This is a genomic window from Citrobacter sp. Cb041, assembly GCF_030336655.1.
GTDB classification, from domain to species: Bacteria; Pseudomonadota; Gammaproteobacteria; order Enterobacterales; family Enterobacteriaceae; genus Citrobacter; species Citrobacter braakii.
On the sequence record NZ_JAOWDD010000043.1, the window covers coordinates 443004 to 466423 of the forward strand.

Here is a 23420-nt window from a genome sequence, read left to right on the forward strand (position 1 = left end):
TTAATGCACCTGGCATTAAGGGGTTGAAGCACGAAAGGAGAAAGTGCCATGCGTTTATGTGACCGAGATATTGAAGCCTGGTTGGATCAAGGTCGTCTGTCGATCAATCCACGCCCTCCTGTCGAGCGAATCAACGGCGCCACGGTAGATGTGCGCCTTGGCAACAAATTCCGTACGTTCCGCGGGCATACGGCAGCGTATATCGATCTGAGCGGACCGAAAGATGAAGTCAGCGCCGCGCTGGATCGCGTGATGAGTGATGAAATCGTCCTCAAAGACGGCGAGGCATTTTTCCTGCATCCGGGCGAACTGGCGCTGGCAGTGACGTTCGAATCCGTGACGCTGCCTTCCGATCTTGTGGGTTGGTTAGATGGCCGCTCTTCGCTGGCGCGTCTGGGACTGATGGTACACGTCACCGCACACCGTATCGATCCGGGCTGGTCTGGCTGCATCGTACTGGAGTTTTACAACTCCGGAAAACTACCGCTGGCCCTGCGTCCTGGCATGCCGATTGGCGCATTAAGCTTCGAACCGCTTTCCGGTCCGGCGGCGCGACCTTACAACCGTCGTCAGGATGCAAAGTATCGCGATCAGCAGGGCGCCGTTGCCAGCCGGATCGATAAAGACTGAGTATTTTCAGTCCATTGGGGATAGCATGAGACGATTTCTGACGACGCTGATGATTCTACTGGTCGTGCTGGTGGCCGGTTTTTCTGCGTTAGTACTGTTGGTGAATCCGAATGATTTCCGCGCATATATGGTCAAGCAGGTTGCTGCGCGTAGCGGATATCAGCTGCAGTTGGATGGCCCTCTGCGTTGGCACGTATGGCCTCAACTGAGTATCCTCTCGGGGCGCATGGTGTTAACGGCTGAAGGCGCCAGCGAACCCCTGATTCGTGCCGACAATATGCGTCTTGACGTCGCGTTGTGGCCGCTGTTGAGTCACCAGCTCAGTGTGAAGCAGGTGATGCTCAAAGGCGCGGTGATTCAACTGACCCCGCAAACTGAAGCGGTGCGCGGCAAAGATGCGCCCGTTGCCCCAAAAGACAATACGTTGCCCGACCTGGCTGAAGACAGAGGATGGTCGTTTGATATTGCCCGCCTGCGTGTTGCCGATAGCGTTCTGGTATTCCAGCATGAAGACGATGAACAGGTCACGGTTCGCGATATTCGTCTGGATATGGAACAGGATAACCAGCACCGCGGCACGTTTGATTTCTCCGGGCGCGTTAACCGCGATCAGCGTGACCTCGCGTTATCCTTCAACGGCAGCGTTGATGCCTCCGACTATCCGCATAACTTATCCGCGAATATTGAGCAGCTAAGCTGGCAATTGCAGGGGGCCGATCTACCGGCGCAGGGGATCAAAGGCCAGGGACAGTTTCAGGCGCAGTGGCTGGAAGAGAAAAAACAGCTCGCGTTTAGCCAGATTCATTTGACCGCTAACGACAGCTCTCTCGCCGGGCAAGTTCATGTGACATTGTTGGATAAACCAGAATGGGCCGTCGACCTGAAGTTTGGTCAGCTCAATCTGGACAATCTGCTCGTACAACGTGAGGCTGTGACGACGAACGGTGAGGTTCAGCAAGGTCAGAGTCAGTCAACGCTGGCGCGCCCCGTCATTGCTTCCCAGGTTGATGCCGTTTCGTATCAGGGACTGAAGGGATTTTCGGCAGACATCGCGTTGCAAGCTGACAAAGTGCTGTGGCGGAAAATGGCGTTTGACAATGTCTCGGCAAAAATTGACAACCAGTTCGGCTTGTTGAACGTTACGCAGTTGCAGGGGAAAAGTGACGGCGGGCTGGTGTCGCTTCCTGGTATGCTGGATGCCAGAAAAGGACAGCCGCGAGCGGTCTTCCATCCGCGCCTGGAAGGCGTAGAAATTGGTACTATCCTGAAAGCCTTCGACTACCCCATCGCCCTCACCGGTAAGCTGTCACTGGCAGGGGATTTCTCTGGCTCAGATATTGATGCCCAGGCGTTTCGTCATAGCTGGCAAGGGCAGGCCCATGTCGAAATGAGCGATACGCGAATGGAAGGAATGAACTTCCAGCAGATGATACAACAGGCCGTCGAACGTAGCGGTGGGGATGTTAAAGCTCAGCAAAACCTGGATAACGTGACCCGGTTGGATCATTTTGTAACCGATATGACGCTGGATAACGGCGAGGTTACGCTGGATAACATGGCGGGTGAGTCGGCGATGCTGGCGCTGACCGGCAAGGGAACGCTGGATCTGGTGAAGCTGAATTGCGACACGCTGTTTAACATTCGCGTGCTGGGTGGCTGGGATGGCGAAAGTAAGCTGATTAACTTCCTGAAGGCTACCCCGGTTCCTCTCAGAGTCTACGGTCAGTGGCAGGCGCTAAACTACAGTCTGCAAGTCGACCAGATTTTGCGTAAGCATTTGCAGGATGAAGCGAAACGTCGCCTTAACGATTGGGCCGATCGCAATAAAGACTCCCGCAACGGTAAAGATGTTAAAAAGTTGCTGGATAAACTCTGATTCATATTGCCGGATGGCGGTCGATGCCGCCTCCGGCTCGTGATTTACACCTCGTAATCCATCTCTTCTTCACTGTGCAGCGGTATCAGTTGGACTTTTTGCACGCGATGATTTTCCACCTGCAGGGTTTTTAGTCGATAGTCGCCAACCTGAACTTCCTCCCCGGTTTTCGGGATGCGCTGCAAATACTCCATTAACAGTCCGGCAATGGTGTGATATTCACGCTTATCATCTAACGGGATAGGCACATACTGCACCAGATCTTCCAACGGCATGTGTCCGTTAGCGGTCCATGAACCATCTGCGTTTTTCTGAATGTCATGGCGGGCGTCAATCTCCTCTACCTCATTTGGCAGGTTACCGGCGATGGTTTCCATCACATCACTGAGCGTAACAATCCCTTCAACTGACCCAAATTCATCCGCCACAAAAGCGAAGTGCGTCCGGGCGTTACGGAACTGCTCAAGCGCCGGAAGCAGCGGCAGAGTTTCCGGGAACACCAACGGCTGGCGAATCAAGACGCGTAAGTCGAGCGGCTCGCCGCGAAGAGATTGCTGCAGCAGGTCGATGACATGCACCACGCCCAGCAAGTCTTCCTGCTCATCTTCGCCGGTGACCACCAGACGCGTATGCTGGTTTTTTTCTAGCAAAGCGCGGATTTCTGTTTCCGGCGCATTGAGGTCGATGTGCTCAATATCATGGCGCGAGGTCATGATGCTGCTGACCGTACGCTGATTAAGGTTCAGCACACGTTCAATCATCCGCCGTTCCTGAGGGGCAAAAATTTGGCCTTCATGATGGTCTGCCAGCATTGCCGCGGTTTCGGCATCCAGTTCGGCGTCTTCTTTTTGCCCGCTCAGCAGTCGCATTACCGCCTCGGCGGTGCGCTGGCGCAGGGTATGGTTGGCTGACAGGAAGCGACGGCGGTTAAAGATAGCTAACTGGTTCAATGCTTCTATCATGACCGAGAAGCCGATGGCGGCGTACAGGTAACCTTTCGGAATATGGAAACCAAACCCATCGGCGACCAGACTGAAACCAATCATCAGCAAGAAGCTCAGGCACAGAATGACGATAGTGGGATGGCTGTTGACAAAGCGCGTCAGCGACTTGCTGGCAAGCACCATCAGGCTGATGGCAATAATCACCGCGGCCATCATTACCGCCAGGTGATCGACCATCCCCACGGCGGTAATGACGGAATCCAGGGAGAAGATGGCGTCCAGCACGACTATTTGCGCGACGACGCCCCAGAACTTAGCGCCTTTACGCTGGGTCGGGTTCTCGCTGTCTTTGCCTTCCAGCCGTTCGTTTAGCTCCATGGTGGCTTTAAACAACAGGAAGAAACCGCCGAACAGCATGATCAGATCGCGCGCGCTGAAGCTCAGGCCGCGAATGCTGAATAGCGGCGTGGTCAGCGTTACCAGCCATGATATTGATGCCAACAGCAGCAGGCGCATGACCATCGCCAGCAGTAGCCCGGTAATACGCGCCTTATCCCGCTGGGCAGGAGGCAGTTTCTCCGCGAGGATGGCAATAAAAACAAGATTATCAATGCCAAGAACAAGTTCGATCACGATTAGCGTGACGAGTCCGGCCCAGATTGACGGATCGGCAATCCATTCCATAGTAAATGCTATACCCATAGTTGTATGACAATTGTCACAATTCGATCATGGGTAAAACTGGCGAAAAATGCAATGGCGAGGAGGGATTTCTCTGTAGCCTATTACAACCAGGTACGGGATATTAGCCTTAATGTAACTACAGGAAATAATATTATTAATCCAAAGCTCTTTAAGAAATATCGCAGGTGGGATATTTATATATTAATGTTGTCAATATCAATAAAATCCTAAAAATATACAAATTCAACGCTTAATATTAATCTTAAAAGCAAGTTGTCGGTAACTTGTTACCTTGCCTGATATTCGCTTAGCTGCAACAATTCCTCCGGTAATAATCAAAAGATAAATATTTCCTTATCAACCAGCGGCGCTATTCCTGATGCGTTCCCGTTGTGAATGTGATGAAAATAAAGGGGAAGATAAAAATTTAAATTAATCAGTGCATTGGTAGCTAATGAAGCCAGGGGCGGTAGCGTGTCTGGTCGCCTGAGACGAGCCTAAATTATTCTGTCAAGAGACCGCAGATGAATTCATTTTTTTTAGGACAGATGCCAGTTAAATTCCTTTTCAATTAACGGCAAGGTAAATGCGTACAGGCGAAGTCGCTATTTAGATCGCACGTGATAATTACTCTGCCAAAGTGATAAATAATCAATGATGAAATCCAAACTTAAATTGATGCCTGTATTGGTATCGGTAATCTTGATAAACGGTTGTACCGTGCTTCCGGGCAGCAATATGTCTACGATGGGCAAAGATGTGATTAAACAGCAGGACGCTGATTTTGATATCGATCGCATGGTGAATGTTTATCCACTCACCCCACGACTGGTCGAACAATTACGTCCCCGACCAAATGTTGCGCAGCCTAATATGTCTCTCGACCAGGAGATTGCCGGGTATCAGTACCGGGTCGGCCCGGGCGATGTCCTGAATGTCACCGTCTGGGATCATCCTGAACTCACCACGCCGGCCGGGCAGTATCGTAGCTCAAGTGATGCCGGCAACTGGGTGCAGCCTGATGGCACCATGTTTTACCCCTACATCGGCAAAGTTAGCGTGTCAGGGAAAACGTTGGCCGAAATTCGTAGTGATATTACCGGGCGCTTAGCGAAGTACATTGCTGACCCGCAGGTGGACGTTAATATCGCCGCTTTCCGTTCGCAGAAGGCCTATGTCTCCGGGCAGGTGAACAAATCCGGCCAGCAGGCCATCACCAACGTGCCGCTTACCATTCTCGATGCCATTAACGCCGCAGGCGGTCTCACCGAGGCGGCAGACTGGCGCAACGTTGTACTGACTCATAAAGGGCAGGAGCAACGTATTTCACTGCAAGCGCTAATGCAAAATGGCGACCTGAGCCAGAACCGTCTGCTCTATCCTGGCGACATCCTGTTTGTTCCGCGTAATGACGATTTGAAAGTCTTCGTAATGGGGGAAGTGAAAAAACAGAGCACCCTCAAAATGGACTTCAGCGGCATGACGCTCACCGAAGCGCTCGGCAACGCGGAAGGTATTGACCTGACCACCTCCAATGCCAGCGGCATTTTCGTTATTCGTCCATTGAAAGGCGAGGGCGGGAACAACGGCAAGATTGCCAATATCTATCAGCTTGATATGTCCGATGCGACATCGCTGGTGATGGCGACGTCATTCCGACTCCAGCCATACGATGTGGTGTACGTCACTACCGCGCCGGTTGCTCGCTGGAACCGTTTGATCAATCAGTTGCTGCCGACTATTAGCGGTGTTCGCTATATGACGGACACGGCCAGCGACCTTCACAACTGGTAATCGTCATGTTTAACAAAATCTTAGTTGTCTGTGTGGGGAACATTTGCCGCTCTCCGACGGCAGAGCGCTTGTTAAGGCAATTTCACCCGGCGTTGACGGTCTCTTCTGCCGGTCTCGGGGCGTTGGTAGGCAAAGGCGCGGACCCGTGCGCCATCAGCGTGGCGCAGGCGCACAACCTGTCACTGGAGAATCATTGTGCCCGGCAGATCTCGGGACGAATGTGCCGGGAGTATGACCTGATCCTGACCATGGAAAAACGCCATATCTCTGCCCTGTGTGAAATGGTGCCGGAGATGCGCGGCAAAGTGATGTTGTTTGGTCACTGGGACAGCGAGCGCGAAATTCCCGATCCGTATCGTAAAAGTCGTGATGCGTTTGACGCGGTGTACGCATTACTTGAACGGTCTGCACGCCAATGGGCTCAGGCATTGAACGCAGAGCAGGGAAAACAATGACAGAAAAAGTAAAACAGTCTGCTGCGCCGGTAACGGGCAATGATGAAATTGATATTGGCCGTCTGGTGGCAACGGTGGTGGAAGCCCGCTGGTGGGTGCTTGGTATTACTGCGGCATTTGCATTATGCGCAGCGGTCTACACGCTGTTTGCCACTCCGATCTACAGTGCGGACGCGCTGGTGCAAATTGAGCAAAATACCGGAAATTCACTGGTGCAGGATATTGGCTCGGCGTTGTCGAACAAACCTCCGGCCTCTGAAGCGGAAATTCAGCTCATCCAGTCACGGCTGGTATTGGGGAAAACGGTAGACGATCTCAACCTGGATATCGCGGTTACCAAAGATACGTTCCCCATTTTTGGCGCGGGTTGGGATCGGTTGATGGGGCGCCAGAACGAAACGGTTAACGTGACGACTTTCACGCTGCCAAAGGCAATGAATGAACAGACCTTCACGCTAAGCGTGCTGAATGACAAAAGTTATCAGCTGGTGAGTGACGGAGGTTTTAGCGCCCAGGGGCAGGTTGGGCAGGTGCTGAAACATGACGGCGTGACGATGCTGGTCGAGGCGATCCATGCCAGCCCTGAGAGCCAATTTACCGTCAGCAAATTCTCCACGCTGGGCATGATCAACACCCTGCAAAATAATCTGATGGTGACGGAAACCGGCAAAGACACTGGCGTACTGAGCCTGACCTTTACCGGCGAAGACCGCGAGCAAATCCGCCAGATCCTTGACAGTATTACCCGCAACTATCTGCAACAAAACGTGGAGCGTAAATCTGAAGAGGCCGCCAAAAGTCTGGCGTTTCTGGCAAAGCAGTTGCCCGAGGTGCGTAACCGGCTGGACGTTGCCGAAAACAAGCTGAATGCCTTTCGTCAGGACAAAGACTCCGTGGATTTGCCGCTGGAAGCCAAAGCGGTGCTGGATTCCATGGTGAATATTGATGCGCAGCTTAATGAGCTGACCTTCAAAGAAGCGGAGATTTCCAAGCTGTTCACCAAAGCGCACCCTGCGTACCGCACCTTGCTGGAAAAACGCCAGGCGCTGGAAGATGAGAAAAGCAAGCTGAACGGGCGCGTAACGGCGATGCCGAAAACGCAGCAGGAAATTGTCCGCCTGACGCGTGACGTGGAGTCCGGCCAGCAGGTCTATATGCAGCTGCTGAACAAGCAGCAGGAGCTGAAGATTACCGAGGCCAGTACGGTCGGAGATGTACGCATCGTCGATCCCGCGATTGCCCAGCCAGGCGTGCTGAAGCCGAAAACGACGCTGATTATTCTCGGCAGCATCATTCTTGGTTTGATGCTTTCAGTGGTGGGCGTACTGCTGCGTTCCCTGTTTAATCGCGGCATTGAAAGCCCACAGGCGCTGGAAGAGCATGGCATCAGCGTGTATGCCAGCATTCCACTATCAGAATGGCAAAAAGCTCGCGATAACGTGCAAACCATTAAAGGCGTGAAACGCTACAAGCAAAGCCAGTTGCTGGCAGTGGGGAATCCGACGGATCTTGCGATAGAAGCGGTCCGCAGCCTGCGTACCAGCCTGCACTTTGCCATGATGCAGGCGCGCAACAACGTCTTGATGCTGACCGGCGTCAGCCCGTCGATTGGTAAAACGTTTGTCTGCGCCAACCTGGCGGCGGTCGTTAGTCAGACCAACAAACGCGTGCTGTTGATCGACTGCGACATGCGCAAAGGCTATACCCACGAGCTGCTGGGGACCAATAACGTTAACGGTCTGTCTGAGATCCTCATCGGCAAGGGGGATATCTCATCCAGCGCGAAACCGACATCGATTCCACATTTCGATCTGATCCCTCGCGGACAAATTCCCCCCAACCCCTCCGAACTGCTGATGAGTGAACGCTTTGGCGAACTGATTGCATGGGCCAGCTCGCACTATGACCTGGTGCTGATCGATACCCCGCCAATACTGGCGGTGACCGACGCGGCTATCGTGGGTCGTCACGTTGGAACCACGCTGATGGTGGCGCGTTACGCGGTCAACACGCTGAAAGAGGTGGAAACCAGCCTGAGTCGCTTCGAGCAAAACGGCATTCAGGTGAAAGGGGTGATCCTGAACTCGATCTTCCGCCGTGCCAGCGGGTATCAGGATTACGGTTACTACGAATACGAGTACACCTCGGATACGAAATAGATTACGAACATTGCCGGATAGCGGCCCACAAAAACATATTTATACCCTAAATAATTCGAGTTGCAGGAAAGCCAACGCAGATGCAACTTGAAGTATGACGGGGATATCTGGGAAACGAAAATGACGATAGACAACCCGCTAATTTCAATTTATATGCCCACCTGGAACCGTCAGCAACTGGCCATCCGGGCGATTAAATCGGTACTGCGCCAGGACTATCCTCACTGGGAGATGATCATTGTGGATGATTGCTCTTCCTCGTATGAGCAACTGCAGCAATTTGTTGAAGAGCTCAACGATCCGCGTGTGTCGTATACGCGTAATCCCACTAACTCCGGAGCCTGTGCGGTGCGTAATCAGGCCATCATGCAGGCCAGTGGGCAATATATTACGGGTATTGATGATGATGATGAATGGACGCCGAACCGCCTGAGCGTATTTCTCAATTATCGCCATCATCTGGTGACGCGGGCGTTTCTGTATGCCAATGACTATGTCTGTGAAGGCGAAGTATATTCGCAGCCGACCAGTTTGCCGCTCTATCCGAAGGCCGTTTATTCACGCCGTAAATTTTATAAGCGCAATATTATTGGTAATCAGGTGTTTACCTGGGCCTGGCGGTTTAAAGCATGCCTGTTCGATACCACGCTGAAAGCGGCGCAGGATTATGACATTTTCCTGCGCATGGTGGTGGCGTATGGCAAACCGTGGAAGGTAAAAGAGGCAACGCAGATCCTGCATGTGAATCACGGTGAAATACGTATTACCTCATCCCCGCATAAATTCTCTGGCTACTTTCAGTTCTACCGTAAGCACAAAGGCAAATTTGACCGGGCCAGCAAGAAATATCAGCTGTTTACCCTCTACCAAATCCGCAATAAACGGATGAACTGGCGCACGTTGCTGACGCTGCTTTCTGTTCGCAATAGTAAGCGCCTGGCCGACGGACTGCGAGGACGCTAAGTATGCTGGAAGATTTACGCGCGAACGGCTGGAGTCTGCGACCCTGCTGCATGGTGGTGGCCTATCGGATTGCCCATTTTTGCTCCGTCTGGCGTAAAAAAAATGTCTTGAACAACCTGTGGGCGGCGCCGGTGCTGGTGATGTATCGCCTTATCACTGAATGCGTGTTTGGCTATGAAATCCAGGCCGCTGCATCTATTGGTCGTCGTTTCACCATCCATCATGGCTATGGGGTGGTGATCAATAAACACGTGGTGGCGGGGGATGATTTCACCCTGCGCCATGGCGTCACCATCGGCAATCTTGGCGGCAACGATCTGTCCTGTCCGGTCATCGGTAACGGCGTTGAGCTGGGGGCCAATGTCACTCTGCTTGGCGGCGTTGCCATTGGCGATAACGTGACGATTGGCGCCGGGAGCGTCGTAGTGGACAGCATCCCGGACAATACGCTGGTCGTGGGCGAGAAGGCACGGGTGAAGGTAATAAAATGAAGATATTACAGTTTAATGTGCGACTCGCAGAAGGCGGGGCGGCAGGCGTGGCGTTAGATTTGCATCTGAGGGCGCTGGAGAAAGGGCTGTCATCGCATTTTGTCTACGGCTATGGCAAAGGCGGTAAGAAAAGCGTCAGCCACGAGAATTACCCGCAGGTTATCAAACATACGCCACGTCTGACGTCGGCGGCGAACATTGCGCTGTTTCGTTTCGTGAACCGCGACATGTTTGGCAATCTCGACAAGTTATACCGTACGGTAACCCGCACTTCCGGCCCGCTGGTACTGCATTTTCATGTGTTGCACAGCTACTGGTTGAATCTGGAAGAGGTGGTCGCCTTTTGCCAAAAAGTGAAGGCGCATAAACCGGATATCACCTTCGTCTGGACGCTGCACGATCACTGGAGCGTGACCGGGCGCTGTGCCTTTACCGATGGTTGCGAAAGCTGGAAAACGGGCTGTCAGAAATGTCCAACGCTCAGTAACTATCCGCCGGTAAAAATCGATAAAGCCCATCAACAGTTGCCCGGTAAACGGCAGATGTTTCGCGCCATGCTGGCGCTGGGCTGCCAGTTCATCTCGCCCAGTCAGCATGTGGCCGATGCATTCAACAGTCTGTATGGCGCCGGTCGTTGCCGCATTATTAACAACGGCATCGATGTGGCAACGGAAGCCATTCTTGCCGAACTTCCCGCTAAGCATGAGGAAAGCGGCAGACCGAAAATCGCCGTGGTGGCCCATGACCTGCGCTATGACGGAAAAACCAGTCAGCAACTGGTGCGAGCGATGATTGCGCTCGGAGACAAAATTGAGCTGCATACCTTCGGCAAATTTTCCCCGTTTGTCGGGGATAACGTCATCAATCACGGGTTTGAGAGCGATAAGCGCACGTTGATGAGCGCGCTTAACGAGATGGATGGGCTGGTGTTCAGCTCGCGCGTTGATAACTACCCGCTGATTCTGTGCGAAGCGCTTTCCATCGGCGTACCGGTGATTGCTACGCACAGCGATGCCGCGCAGGAAGTGCTGGCGAAATCGGGCGGCAAAACGTTCAGCGAAGCGGATGTTTTGCACCTGGTGCAACTGAAAAGATCAGACATTGCGCAGGCGGTATTTGACACGTCGCTTGCCGCGTTCAGCCAGCGCAGCCGGGTGGCATATAGTGGGCAACAGATGCTGGAGGAGTATGTCTCGTTCTATCAGAATCTGTAGCTATCTGGTGCTACCGCTGCTTTATCTGCTGGTTAACGTCAAACTCGCCCAGCTTGGCGAGAGCTTCCCGATAACTATCGTCACGTTTTTGCCCGTTCTGCTGTTGCTGTTTGTCGAGCGCATCAATATTAAAAAATTAATGATTGCGCTGGGCGTAGGAGGCGGACTGACGGCGTTTAACTATCTGTTCGGACAATCACTGGATGCCAGCAAGTACGTGACGTCCGCAATGCTGTTTGTCTATACCGTGGTGATTATCGGTATGGTGTGGAGTATTCGCTTCAAAACCATTTCGCCGCATAACTACATTAAGATCTTGCGTTTTTTCTGGCTGGTTGTGGGCCTGGTGGTGGGGTTAGCTGCGGTGGAAATGGCGCAGATAATTCTTAGTGGCGGCAGCAGTTTAATGGAAGTTATTTCGAAATATCTTATTTACAGTAATAGCTATGTTCTGAACTTTATTAAGTTTGGTGGGAAGCGTACCACTGCACTCTATTTCGAACCGGCATTCTTCGCTCTGGCGTTAATCTCAATTTGGCTCAGTATCAAACAGTTTGGTATCAAAACGCCTAAGTCCGATGCTATGATTCTGGCAGGGATAATATTATCAGGATCGTTTTCAGGGGTAATGACATTTATTTTGTTTTACCTCCTGGAGTGGGCGTTCCAGTATCTGAATAAAGATGCGATAAAAAAGAAGTTGCCGCTGGCGATAATCTCATTAAGCGTGTTTGTTGTTGGTGTGATATTTGCGTTTCCGTACATCGCGACACGGCTTGGAGATTTAGGAACTGAGGGCTCATCATCGTATTATCGTATCGTGGGACCATTAGTAATGGTCGGTTATTCGTTACTTAACGTTGATGGGGTAGTGAGATTCGGCTCGCTTTATGAATATGTTGCGTCATTCGGAATTTTTAACGGTGCAGATGTTGGTAAAACGATAGACAATGGCTTGTATCTGCTGATTATTTATTTTTCATGGTTCGCGGTGATATTAGCCCTGTGGTACATGGGGAAAGTCATGAAGATGATGATCAATGCGTTTGGTGATAATCAGAATTATCGGGTGCAGCTTTATCTTTTTACGCCGCTGTCGCTGTTTTTTACAGGTTCAGTATTTAGTCCGGAATACGCATTTTTAATTGTATGTCCGTTTATTTTGCGCAAGGCACTGAATATAGCGAGGTAGAACGCATGCTGCTCAGTATTATTACCGTCGCCTTTCGTAATCTGGAAGGGATCGTCAAAACTCACGCGTCGTTAGCTCATCTGGCGCAGGCGGGTGATATCAGTTTTGAGTGGATTGTTGTTGATGGCGGCTCCTCTGACGGTACCTCGGCCTTTCTTGAAGGGCTCAGTGGAGAGCACCGGTTACGGTTTGTCAGCGAGCCGGATAAGGGCATCTATGATGCAATGAACAAAGGTATCGCTATGGCGCGCGGGCGGTTTGCGCTGTTCCTCAACTCCGGGGATATTCTGCATGCAGATGCGGCTCATTTTATCCGCCAGCTAAAAACGCAGAGCGATAAAGCGATGGTCATTGGCGATGCGTTGCTGGATTTCGGTAATGGTAACAAAATTAAGCGGCGGGCCAAGCCGGGTTGGTATATTTATCACAGCCTTCCCGCCAGCCATCAGGCCATCTTCTTTCCTCTCTCTGGACTGAATGTCTGGCGCTATGATTTGCAATATAAGATATCGTCTGATTACGCACTGGCAGCCAAATTATACAAGTCAGGTTACGCGTTTAAAAAGCTGAGCGGGCTGGTGTCAGAGTTTTCCATGGGTGGGGTGTCAACGACGAATAATCTGGAATTGTGCCGGGATGCAAAAAAGGTACAGCGCCAGATATTACACATGCCAGGTTTTTGGACCGGGTTGTCAGAATATTTACGTCTGCGCACAACCGGTAAAACAAAAACCTTATATGGAAAAGCGTAAGGGTACATTATGCAGGATTTAAGCGGCTTCAACGTGCCGGGAGGTTTTCGCGGCGGCGGTGCCATTAAAGTGCAATTATGGTGGGCAGTGCAAGCCACATTATTTCGCTGGTCCCCGCAGGTAATGTATCGCTGGCGTGCGTTTTTATTACGAATGTTTGGCGCAAAAATAGGAAAAAACGTAGTTATTCGACCTTCAGTAAAAATTACTTATCCGTGGAAATTAACCCTGGGAGATTATTCCTGGGTGGGTGATGACGCGGTTTTATATACGCTGGGTGATATTACGATTGGTGCGCACGCGGTTATTTCGCAAAAAAGTTATTTATGCACCGGGAGTCATGATTATGCCAGTCAACATTTTGATATTAACGCCACACCAATTGTAGTTGGTGATAAATGCTGGCTGGCGACAGATGTCTTTGTCGCGCCTGGCGTGACGATTGGCGATGGCACCGTCGTCGGAGCACGCAGCAGTGTATTTAAATCGCTGCCAGCCAATGTCGTTTGTCGGGGAAATCCCGCAATAGTCACACGCGAACGCGTCGAGAAAGTTACTCCCTGAGGGGATCATTTAAGAGGTAATAACATGTCAAAAGTCGCTCTCATCACTGGCGTAACCGGGCAGGATGGTTCTTACCTGGCAGAGTTCCTGCTGGAAAAAGGGTATGAAGTACACGGTATTAAGCGCCGCGCTTCATCATTCAACACCGAACGAGTGGACCACATCTATCAGGATCCGCATTCGGGCAATCCCAAATTCCATCTGCACTATGGCGATTTGACGGACTCCTCCAACCTGACCCGTATTTTACAGGAAGTGCAACCGGATGAGGTCTATAACCTCGGCGCCATGAGTCATGTCGCGGTATCGTTTGATTCACCGGAATACACCGCGGATGTCGATGCTATCGGCACCTTACGTTTACTGGAAGCTATCCGCTTCCTCGGCCTGGAAAAGAAGACCCGTTTTTATCAGGCTTCCACCTCTGAACTGTACGGTCTGGTACAGGAAATCCCGCAGAAAGAGAGCACGCCGTTCTACCCGCGCTCGCCGTATGCCGTTGCCAAGCTGTACGCCTACTGGATAACCGTCAACTACCGCGAATCTTACGGTATGTATGCCTGTAACGGCATTCTGTTTAACCACGAATCTCCGCGCCGCGGCGAAACCTTTGTCACGCGCAAAATTACGCGTGCGATCGCCAACATCGCGCAGGGGCTGGAGTCTTGTCTGTACCTGGGCAATATGGATTCGCTGCGTGACTGGGGGCATGCCAAAGATTACGTCAGGATGCAGTGGATGATGCTGCAGCAGGACAAGCCGGAAGATTTCGTGATTGCCACCGGCGTGCAGTATTCCGTGCGCCAGTTTGTGGAAATGGCCGCCGCTCAGTTGGGGATTAAATTGCGCTTTGAAGGCGAGGGCGTGAATGAGAAAGGCATCGTGGTTTCCGTAACCGGACACGACGCGCCGGGTGTGAAACCTGGGGATGTCATGATTGCCGTCGATCCGCGCTATTTCCGTCCGGCAGAGGTGGAAACGCTGCTGGGCGATCCGGCCAAAGCACATGAAAAACTGGGCTGGAAGCCGGAAATCACGTTGCGCCAGATGATCTCGGAAATGGTTGCCAACGATCTTGAAGCAGCGAAGAAGCATTCCCTGCTGAAGTCGCACGGTTACGAGGTAGCCATCGCGCTGGAGTACTGAGGATGAAGACACAACGTATTTTTGTGGCGGGCCATCGCGGGATGGTGGGGTCCGCCATCGTCAGACAATTGTCGCAGCGAGATAATGTCGAGCTGGTGCTGCGTAGCCGCGACCAACTTAACCTGCTGGACGCCAGTGCGGTGCAGGCGTTCTTTGCCACTGAACGTATTGACCAGGTTTATCTGGCAGCGGCAAAAGTCGGCGGGATCGTGGCGAATAATACTTATCCTGCTGATTTTATTTATGAAAACATGATGATTGAGAGCAACATTATTCATGCTGCGCATTTGCATAACGTGAATAAACTGCTGTTCCTCGGATCATCCTGTATTTATCCAAAGCAAGCCACCCAGCCAATAGCTGAAAGCGAGCTGTTGCAGGGGCAGCTGGAACCGACCAATGAGCCGTATGCGATTGCCAAAATTGCCGGGATCAAGCTGTGCGAATCGTATAACCGCCAGTATGGCCGCGATTATCGCTCGGTGATGCCGACCAATCTGTATGGGCCGCATGACAACTTCCACCCGAGTAATTCGCATGTGATCCCGGCGCTGCTGCGCCGCTTTCATGACGCTCGAGAGCACAATACGCCGGATGTGGTGGTTTGGGGAAGCGGGACGCCAATGCGTGAATTTCTGCATGTTGACGATATGGCAGCGGCCAGTATCCACGTGATGGAGCTGGATCAGGAAGTCTTGCAGGAATATACCCAGCCGATGCTGTCGCATATCAACGTGGGGACCGGCGTGGACTGCACCATCCGCGAACTGGCGCAAACCATCGCGCAGGTCGTGGGTTACAAGGGGCGCGTGGTGTTCGACGCCAGCAAACCGGATGGAACGCCGCGCAAATTGCTCGATGTTACGCGTCTGCATCAGTTGGGCTGGTATCACGAGATATCACTGGAAGCGGGGCTTGCCAGTACCTGGCAGTGGTTCCTTGAAAACCAGCAGCGCTACCGGGGGTAAGCATGTTTTTACGTCATGAGGATTTTGCCACCGTAGTACGTTCAACTCCGCTGATTTCCATCGATTTGATCGTGGAAAACACCCACGGTGAATTTCTGCTCGGTAAGCGTCTCAATCGTCCGGCGCAGGGTTACTGGTTTGTGCCCGGCGGTCGGGTGCAAAAAGATGAACCGCTGCACGTGGCCTTTGAGCGGCTTACCGAAACGGAGCTGGGGTTACGTTTACCGCTGTCCGCTGCGGAGTTTTACGGTGTCTGGCAGCACTTCTATGACGACAACTTTTCTGGGGATGATTTCTCAACGCATTACATCGTGCTGGGATTTCGTCTGCGGGTGTCGGAAAACGACTTGCAACTGCCCAATGTCCAACATGATGCGTACCGATGGATGGCGGCTACACAGATTCTGGTCAGTGACCACGTACACGACAACAGTCGGGCTTACTTCTGTAAAACAAGTCAGGCCGGAGTACCCGGGCTATGAAGATCCTCGTGTATGGCATCAACTATTCGCCGGAGTTGACCGGTATCGGCAAATACACCGGTGAAATGGTGGAATGGATGGCGCAGCAGGGGCATGACGTTCGGGTGATCACCGCGCCGCCTTATTATCCCCAGTGGAAGGTAAACGGCAGTTATTCATCCTGGCGCTACCGTCGTGAAGAGGGCGACGCCCTCGTCTGGCGTTGTCCGCTGTATGTGCCTGAGCAACCCTCAACGCTCAAGCGCCTGCTGCATTTGGGCAGTTTCGCCCTGAGCAGTTTTTTCCCACTACTGGCGCAACGTCGCTGGAAGCCGGATCGCATTATCGGCGTAGTGCCGACGCTGTTTTGCACGCCGGGCATGCGCCTGCTGGCAAAGCTTTGTGGCGCACGTACGCTATTGCACGTTCAGGATTACGAAGTCGATGCCATGTTGGGGCTAGGAATGGCGGGCAAAGGCACGCGCGGTATGGTGGCAAAACTGGCCAGCGCCTTTGAGCGCAGTGGGCTGTTGAATATGGACCATATTTCGACGATTTCCCGTTCCATGATGCACAAAGCCATGGAAAAAGGCGTTGCGCCGCACAAGGTTATTTTCTTTCCGAACTGGTCAGAAGTGACGCGCTTTCGTGATGTGAGCGACGCCGATGCCCTGGCGTTGTCCCAGCAACTGGGATTGCCTGCCGAACAAAAGATCGTTCTTTACTCAGGCAATATCGGTGAAAAGCAGGGGCTGGAGAGCGTAATAGACGCAGCGGTCGAGTTGAGCGAACACCCCTGGCTGTTTGTGATTGTCGGGCAGGGCGGTGGTAAAGCGCGGCTGGAGAGCATGGCCAGCGAACGCGGCCTGAATAACGTGATGTTCTTTCCGCTGCAATCATATGACGCGCTGCCAGCGTTGCTCAAGATTGCGGATTGTCATCTGGTCGTGCAAAAGCGTGGTGCGGCTGATGCCGTACTGCCCTCCAAATTGACCAATATCCTCGCTGTTGGTGGTAACGCAGTTATTACTGCCGAACCTGAAACCGAGCTGGGTCAGCTTTGTGACGCTCACCCTGGCATTGCGGTGTGCGTGGAGCCGGAGTCGGTAAACGCGCTGGTTTGCGGTATTAAACGGGCATTGATGATGCCAAAAGTAAACACGGTGGCACGTGATTATGCCGAACGCACGCTGGATAAAGAAAACGTGCTGAGTCAATTTCTTGCAGATATACGGGGTACATGATGAGTCAAAGCAAACTCTTTCCGGTGGTGATGGCCGGTGGCTCGGGTAGCCGTTTATGGCCACTGTCCCGCGTGCTGTACCCAAAGCAGTTCCTGTGCCTGAAAGGCGATCTCACCATGCTGCAGACGACGATTTGCCGTCTGAATGGCGTGGAGTGCGAAAGCCCGGTGGTTATCTGTAATGAACAACACCGTTTTATCGTAGCGGAACAGTTACGACAACTGCACAAGCTGACTGAGAACATCATTCTCGAACCTGCCGGGCGTAACACGGCACCGGCGATAGCGCTGGCCGCGCTGGCGGCAAAACGTCAAAGTCCGGGTGAGGATCCGCTGCTGCTGGTCTTGGCGGCCGATCACATGATTGCCGACGAAGAGGCATTCCGCGAGGCGGTTCGCAATGCGATGCCCTATGCCGGAGCGGGTAAGCTGGTGACGTTCGGTATCGTGCCGGACCAGCCGGAAACCGGCTATGGCTATATCCGCCGGGGGGAAGTCTCGCCGACGAATACCGACGCTGTGGCTTTTGAAGTGGCACAGTTTGTTGAAAAGCCCAATCTGGAAACCGCGCAGGCTTACGTGACGAGCGGCGACTACTACTGGAACAGCGGCATGTTCTTGTTCCGGGCCGGACGTTACCTGGAAGAACTGAAAAAGTATCGTCCCGACATTCTTGAAGCCTGTGAGAACGCCATGAGTACGGTCGACCCCGATCTCGATTTTATCCGCGTTGATGAACAGGCATTCCTCGCCTGCCCGGAAGAGTCTGTGGACTATGCGGTAATGGAACGTACCGCCGATGCGGTGGTGATGCCAATGAATGCAGGCTGGAGCGATGTTGGCTCCTGGTCATCGCTGTGGGAAATCAGTGCCCATACCGCTGAAGGCAATGTGCATCACGGCGATGTCATAAGCCACAAAACGGAAAACAGTTACGTGTATGCCGAATCCGGCCTGGTGACGACCGTCGGGGTGAAAGATCTGGTGGTGGTGCAGACCAAAGACGCGGTGCTGATAGCCGATCGCAACGCGGTGCAGGACGTCAAAAAAGTGGTAGAGCAAATTAAGGCTGACGGGCGTCATGAGCATCATATTCACCGCGAAGTTTATCGTCCGTGGGGCAAGTACGACTCAATTGATGCCGGAGAACGTTACCAGGTGAAGCGAATTACCGTCAAGCCTGGTGAGGGATTGTCTGTGCAGATGCATCATCACCGGGCTGAACATTGGGTTGTGGTTGCCGGTACCGCGAAGGTGACAATCAATGATGATATCAAGCTGCTTGCTGAAAACGAGTCTGTCTATATTCCGCTGGGGGCGACCCATTGTCTGGAGAACCCCGGGAAAATCCCGCTCGATCTGATTGAAGTGCGCTCCGGATCTTACCTCGATGAGGATGATGTGGTGCGGTTTGCGGATCGCTACGGGCGCGCGTAACACAACATCATCGTTGCCGGATGGCGGCGTGAACACCTTATCCGGCCTAAAAACTAACGGCTAGTCATTTTGTGAAAAATATCTCCAGTCAGGAGAGGGCTAACTGTTGCCTGAAGAAGGGGAAATCATGACGAAATTAACCTGTTTCAAAGCCTACGATATTCGCGGCAGGCTGGGCGAAGAGCTGAATGAAGAGATTGCGTGGCGCATTGGCCGCGCTTACGGCGAGTTCCTGAAGCCAAAATCTATCGTTCTGGGCGGCGATGTGCGTCTGACCAGCGAGACGCTGAAGCTGGCGCTGGCGAAAGGGCTGCAGGATGCGGGGGTGAATGTGCTGGATATTGGCATGTCGGGTACCGAAGAGATTTACTTCGCCACCTTCCACCTTGGCATTGACGGCGGTATTGAAGTGACCGCCAGCCATAATCCGATGGATTACAACGGCATGAAGCTGGTGCGGGAAGGGGCGCGGCCCATCAGCGGTGATACCGGTCTGCGCGACGTGCAGCGCCTGGCGGAAGCCAACGACTTCCCGGCGGTTGATGTGACAAAACGTGGCCACTACCAGCGTATTACAACCCGCGATGCCTACATCGACCACCTGCTGGGTTACATCAATCCCGGCAGTCTGAAACCGATGAAGCTGGTGCTCAACTCCGGCAACGGTGCGGCAGGTCCGGTGGTTGACGCCATTGAAGCCCGTTTTCAGGCGCTGGGTGTGCCGGTCGAGTTCATCAAAATTCACAATACGCCGGATGGCAACTTCCCCAACGGTATTCCTAATCCTCTGCTGCCGGAATGCCGGGCCGACACGCGCAATGCGGTGATTGAACACGGTGCGGATATGGGGATTGCCTTCGACGGTGATTTTGACCGCTGCTTCCTGTTCGATGAAAAAGGTCAGTTCATTGAGGGCTATTACATTGTGGGCCTGCTGGCGGAAGCGTTTCTGGAGAAGAATCCGGGGGCGAAAATTATCCACGACCCGCGCCTGTCATGGAATACCGTGGACGTGGTGACGGCGGCAGGTGGTAAACCGGTGATGTCAAAAACCGGGCACGCGTTTATCAAAGAGCGGATGCGCCATGAAGATGCCATTTATGGCGGTGAAATGAGCGCGCATCACTATTTCCGTGATTTTGCTTACTGCGACAGCGGAATGATCCCGTGGCTGCTGGTGGCGGAACTGCTGAGTCTGAAAGGACAGTCGCTGGGTGAACTGGTCCGTGACCGGATGGTGGCCTATCCGGCGAGTGGGGAAATCAACAGCACGCTGGCAGAGCCGGCGGCAGCGATTGCGCGTGTGGAGCAGCACTTTTCCCGTGAGGCACTGACGGTGGACAGAACGGACGGTATCAGCATGGCGTTTGTCGACTGGCGCTTCAATTTACGCTCTTCCAATACCGAACCGGTGGTGCGCCTGAACGTGGAATCGCGCGGAGATATTCCGTTGATGGAAGCGCGAACGCGCACTCTTCTGGCGTTACTGAATCAGTAACGCCGGTGCTTCCTTTGCCCGCTTATGGGCAAAGGGTGACTAACAGGAACCACGATGACACATCTAAAAAAGCGCGAACGCGCCAAAACCAATGCGTCGTTAATTTCGATGGTGCAACGCTTTTCAGATATCACCATCATGTTTGGCGGGTTGTGGGTGATCTGCGAATTAAGCGGTTTGCCTTTCCTGTATATGCACCTGCTGGTGGCGCTGATCACGCTGGTCGTTTTTCAGATGCTCGGTGGCATAACGGATTTTTATCGCTCCTGGCGCGGCGTCAAAATTTCCACTGAGCTGGTGCTGTTACTACAAAACTGGACGCTGAGTCTGATTTTTAGCGCAGGTCTGATCGCCTTTAATAACGATTTTGATAACCGTCTCGCCGTCTGGCTGGCATGGTATCTGCTTTCAAGCGTCGGCCTGGTGTTGAGTCGTTCGTTTATTCGCTACGGTGCGGGGTGGCTGCGTAATCGTGGTTACAACACCCGCCGGGTGGCGGTGGCTGGCGACCTGCCCGCCGGACAAATGCTGCTGGACAGTTTTCGCCATGAACCGTGGCTGGGATTTGAAGTGGCGGGGGTCTATCACGACCCAATCCCTGGAAAAAACTCCCGCGACTGGGCCGGTAATCTGCAACAACTGGTGGACGACGCCAAAGCTTCACGCATTCATAACGTTTATATCGCCATGTCGATGAGCGATGGCGCCAGCGTAAAAAAACTGGTGCGTGAGTTGGCCGACACCACCTGCTCGGTGATCCTCATTCCTGATGTCTTTACCTTCAATATTCTGCATTCACGGATTGAAGAGATGAACGGCGTTCCGGTAGTGCCGCTGTATGACACGCCGCTTTCGGGGATTAATCGCCTGTTAAAGCGCGCGGAAGATATCGTGCTGGCTTCCCTGATCCTGCTGCTTATTTCCCCGGTGCTGTGTGGTATTGCGTTGCTGGTAAAACTGACCTCCAAAGGTCCGGTGATTTTCCGCCAGACCCGCTATGGCATGGACGGGAAGCCGATCAAAGTCTGGAAGTTTCGCTCGATGAAAGTGATGGAGAACGACGCGGTGGTAACGCAGGCGACGCAAAACGATCCGCGCGTTACCCCTGTGGGAAATTTCCTGCGCCGGACGTCGCTCGATGAACTGCCGCAGTTTATTAACGTCCTGACCGGGGGGATGTCTATCGTCGGGCCACGTCCGCATGCGGTGGCGCATAACGAACAGTACCGCCAACTGATCGAGGGATACATGTTACGCCATAAGGTGAAACCGGGCATTACCGGCTGGGCGCAAATCAACGGCTGGCGCGGTGAAACCGATACGCTGGAAAAAATGGAAAAACGTGTGGAGTTTGACCTCGAATACATTCGCGAGTGGAGCGTGTGGTTCGATATCAAAATTGTTTTTCTGACGGTATTTAAAGGCTTTGTGAACAAAGCGGCGTATTAACATGAGCTTACGAGAAAAAACGCTTAATGGCGCAAAGTGGTCGGCGATTGCCACGGTGATCATTATTGGTCTGGGACTTATCCAGATGACCGTCCTGGCGCGGATTATTGATAACCACCAGTTTGGGTTGTTAACCGTGTCGCTGGTGATCATTGCGCTGGCCGATACGCTGTCGGATTTCGGTATCGCCAATTCAATTATTCAGCGCAAAGACATCGGTTATCTTGAGCTGACAACGCTGTACTGGCTCAACGTTGGGCTGGGTATGGTGGTATGTGTGGCGATGTTTCTGCTTAGCGGGACGATTGCCAGCGTGCTCAATAATCCCGAACTGGCGCCACTCATCAAAACCTTATCGCTGGCGTTTGTGGTGATACCGCACGGGCAGCAGTTTCGCGCGCTGATGCAAAAAGAGCTGGCCTTCAACAAAATTGGCATGATTGAAACCAGTTCGGTGTTGGCCGGTTTTACCTTTACCGTGGTCAGCGCCCATTTCTGGCCGCTCGCGCTGACGGCCATTCTCGGGTATCTGGTGAACAGTATGCTACGAACGCTGCTGTTCGGCTATTTTGGTCGCCGGATTTACCGTCCGGGGCTGCATTTTTCGCTGGCATCCGTTTCGTCGAATCTGCGTTTTGGCGCGTGGCTGACGGCAGACAGCATTATCAATTACCTCAATACCAACCTTTCCACGTTGGTTTTAGCCAGAACGTTGGGCGCTGGCGTGGCGGGCGGATTCAATCTCGCCTGGAACGTGGCGGTTGTTCCCCCGATCAAACTGAACCCGATTATTACCCGTGTCCTGTTTCCGGCGTTTGCCAAAATTCAGGACGATAGTGAAAAGCTACGGGTGAATTTTTACAAGCTGCTGTCGGTGGTCGGGATCATCAACTTCCCGGTACTACTGGGATTGATGGTGGTGTCGAACAATGTGGTGCCGCTGGTTTTTGGCGAGAAGTGGAACGGTATTATTCCCGTCTTGCAACTGCTGTGCATTGTTGGACTGCTGCGCTCTGTGGGGAATCCGATCGGTTCACTGCTGATGGCGAAAGCACGGGTCGACATCAGCTTCAAATTCAATGTGTTCAAAACCTTTCTGTTTATTCCCGCCATTTTCATCGGTGGTCATCAGGCCGGGGCGATTGGCGTGACGCTGGGCTTTTTGCTGGTCCAGGTGATTAACACGATCCTCAGTTACTTCGTGATGATCAAACCTGTTCTTGGCTCCAGCTACCGCCAGTACATGCTCAGTCTGTGGCTGCCGTTATATCTCTCTTTACCTACCCTTGTGGTGAGCTATGCGCTGGACGTAATGCTGCGCAGCCAACTGTCGCCAGGCGCGTTGCTGGGGATCCAGGTAGCGGCAGGAGCACTGGCGTTCGCGGCGATGATTGTGGTGTCGCGCCATCCGTTAGTGGTGGAAATAAAACGCCAGCTCTGCCGCAGTGAAAAAATGAAAACCTTGCTTCGTGCAGGATAAGAACAACGCTTTAAGAGGTC

The 23420-nt window shown here is 52.8% G+C and carries 20 protein-coding genes; 19 read left to right on the top strand and 1 reads right to left on the bottom strand.

Annotated elements, in window-relative coordinates; genetic code table 11:
- The first annotated feature begins 48 nt into the window (after positions 1-48).
- Together dcd and asmA are read left to right on the top strand one after the other, a co-directional pair.
- Positions 49-630, top strand: coding sequence for a dCTP deaminase (gene dcd, locus OGV52_RS22880; RefSeq protein WP_016153598.1), 582 nt, complete (start codon positions 49-51; stop codon positions 628-630).
- Between the two features lie 25 nt (positions 631-655).
- The gene (gene asmA / locus OGV52_RS22885; RefSeq protein WP_103766506.1) at positions 656-2506 is read left to right on the top strand and encodes an outer membrane assembly protein AsmA; all 1851 of its coding nucleotides are present in this window, start codon (positions 656-658) and stop codon (positions 2504-2506) included.
- A 44-nt stretch (positions 2507-2550) separates the two neighbouring features.
- On the opposite strand, the gene OGV52_RS22890 is transcribed toward asmA, so the two are convergent.
- Entirely contained in the window at positions 2551-4134 is a 1584-nt protein-coding gene (locus OGV52_RS22890; RefSeq protein WP_019077138.1) for a TerC family protein, read from the bottom strand.
- 654 nt (positions 4135-4788) lie between these two features.
- Here OGV52_RS22890 and OGV52_RS22895 point away from each other — a divergent pair.
- The 17 genes from OGV52_RS22895 to wzxC all read left to right on the top strand — a co-directional run bounded on the left by OGV52_RS22895 (position 4789) and on the right by wzxC (position 23400).
- Complete coding sequence (locus OGV52_RS22895) at positions 4789-5928, top strand: polysaccharide export protein (RefSeq protein ID WP_016153595.1); 1140 nt, start codon at positions 4789-4791, stop codon at positions 5926-5928.
- 5 nt (positions 5929-5933) lie between these two features.
- On the top strand, positions 5934-6383 hold the full coding sequence (wzb, locus tag OGV52_RS22900; protein WP_016156925.1) for a low molecular weight protein-tyrosine-phosphatase Wzb: 450 nt from the start codon (positions 5934-5936) through the stop codon (positions 6381-6383).
- On the top strand, positions 6380-8542 hold the full coding sequence (wzc, locus tag OGV52_RS22905) for a tyrosine-protein kinase Wzc (RefSeq protein ID WP_016156924.1): 2163 nt from the start codon (positions 6380-6382) through the stop codon (positions 8540-8542). Before wzb ends, wzc begins: the two co-directional genes overlap by 4 nt.
- 120 nt (positions 8543-8662) lie before the next feature.
- Positions 8663-9505, top strand: coding sequence for a colanic acid biosynthesis glycosyltransferase WcaA (wcaA, locus tag OGV52_RS22910; protein ID WP_287109211.1), 843 nt, complete (start codon positions 8663-8665; stop codon positions 9503-9505).
- 2 nt (positions 9506-9507) lie between these two features.
- Positions 9508-9996, top strand: a complete 489-nt coding sequence (wcaB, locus tag OGV52_RS22915) for a colanic acid biosynthesis acetyltransferase WcaB (protein ID WP_016156923.1) — start codon at positions 9508-9510, stop codon at positions 9994-9996.
- Complete coding sequence (gene wcaC, locus OGV52_RS22920) at positions 9993-11210, top strand: colanic acid biosynthesis glycosyltransferase WcaC (protein WP_287109213.1); 1218 nt, start codon at positions 9993-9995, stop codon at positions 11208-11210. The genes wcaB and wcaC overlap by 4 nt, the downstream gene beginning before the upstream one ends.
- A complete protein-coding gene (gene wcaD / locus OGV52_RS22925; protein WP_016153589.1) occupies positions 11185-12402 on the top strand; it encodes a colanic acid polymerase WcaD in 1218 nt (405 codons plus the stop codon). Before wcaC ends, wcaD begins: the two co-directional genes overlap by 26 nt.
- Positions 12403-12407: 5 nt before the next feature.
- A complete protein-coding gene (wcaE, locus tag OGV52_RS22930; RefSeq protein ID WP_019077134.1) occupies positions 12408-13154 on the top strand; it encodes a colanic acid biosynthesis glycosyltransferase WcaE in 747 nt (248 codons plus the stop codon).
- Positions 13155-13163: 9 nt separating this feature from the next.
- The gene (wcaF, locus tag OGV52_RS22935; RefSeq protein WP_016153587.1) at positions 13164-13718 is read left to right on the top strand and encodes a colanic acid biosynthesis acetyltransferase WcaF; all 555 of its coding nucleotides are present in this window, start codon (positions 13164-13166) and stop codon (positions 13716-13718) included.
- A gap of 24 nt (positions 13719-13742) precedes the next feature.
- On the top strand, positions 13743-14864 hold the full coding sequence (gmd, locus tag OGV52_RS22940) for a GDP-mannose 4,6-dehydratase (protein WP_016156920.1): 1122 nt from the start codon (positions 13743-13745) through the stop codon (positions 14862-14864).
- A gap of 2 nt (positions 14865-14866) precedes the next feature.
- On the top strand, positions 14867-15832 hold the full coding sequence (gene fcl, locus OGV52_RS22945) for a GDP-L-fucose synthase (protein ID WP_049281948.1): 966 nt from the start codon (positions 14867-14869) through the stop codon (positions 15830-15832).
- A gap of 2 nt (positions 15833-15834) precedes the next feature.
- Positions 15835-16314, top strand: a complete 480-nt coding sequence (locus OGV52_RS22950; RefSeq protein WP_153690222.1) for a GDP-mannose mannosyl hydrolase — start codon at positions 15835-15837, stop codon at positions 16312-16314.
- The gene (gene wcaI / locus OGV52_RS22955) at positions 16311-17537 is read left to right on the top strand and encodes a colanic acid biosynthesis fucosyltransferase WcaI (RefSeq protein ID WP_153690223.1); all 1227 of its coding nucleotides are present in this window, start codon (positions 16311-16313) and stop codon (positions 17535-17537) included. The genes OGV52_RS22950 and wcaI overlap by 4 nt, the downstream gene beginning before the upstream one ends.
- The gene (gene cpsB / locus OGV52_RS22960) at positions 17537-18973 is read left to right on the top strand and encodes a mannose-1-phosphate guanyltransferase (RefSeq protein ID WP_019077131.1); all 1437 of its coding nucleotides are present in this window, start codon (positions 17537-17539) and stop codon (positions 18971-18973) included. The genes wcaI and cpsB overlap by 1 nt, the downstream gene beginning before the upstream one ends.
- 127 nt (positions 18974-19100) lie before the next feature.
- Complete coding sequence (gene cpsG / locus OGV52_RS22965; RefSeq protein WP_287109215.1) at positions 19101-20471, top strand: colanic acid biosynthesis phosphomannomutase CpsG; 1371 nt, start codon at positions 19101-19103, stop codon at positions 20469-20471.
- A 54-nt stretch (positions 20472-20525) separates the two neighbouring features.
- Entirely contained in the window at positions 20526-21920 is a 1395-nt protein-coding gene (gene wcaJ, locus OGV52_RS22970) for an undecaprenyl-phosphate glucose phosphotransferase (protein ID WP_016156914.1), read from the top strand.
- Between the two features lies 1 nt (position 21921).
- The gene (wzxC, locus tag OGV52_RS22975) at positions 21922-23400 is read left to right on the top strand and encodes a colanic acid undecaprenyl disphosphate flippase WzxC (protein ID WP_049270709.1); all 1479 of its coding nucleotides are present in this window, start codon (positions 21922-21924) and stop codon (positions 23398-23400) included.
- The last annotated feature ends 20 nt before the right edge of the window (positions 23401-23420 follow it).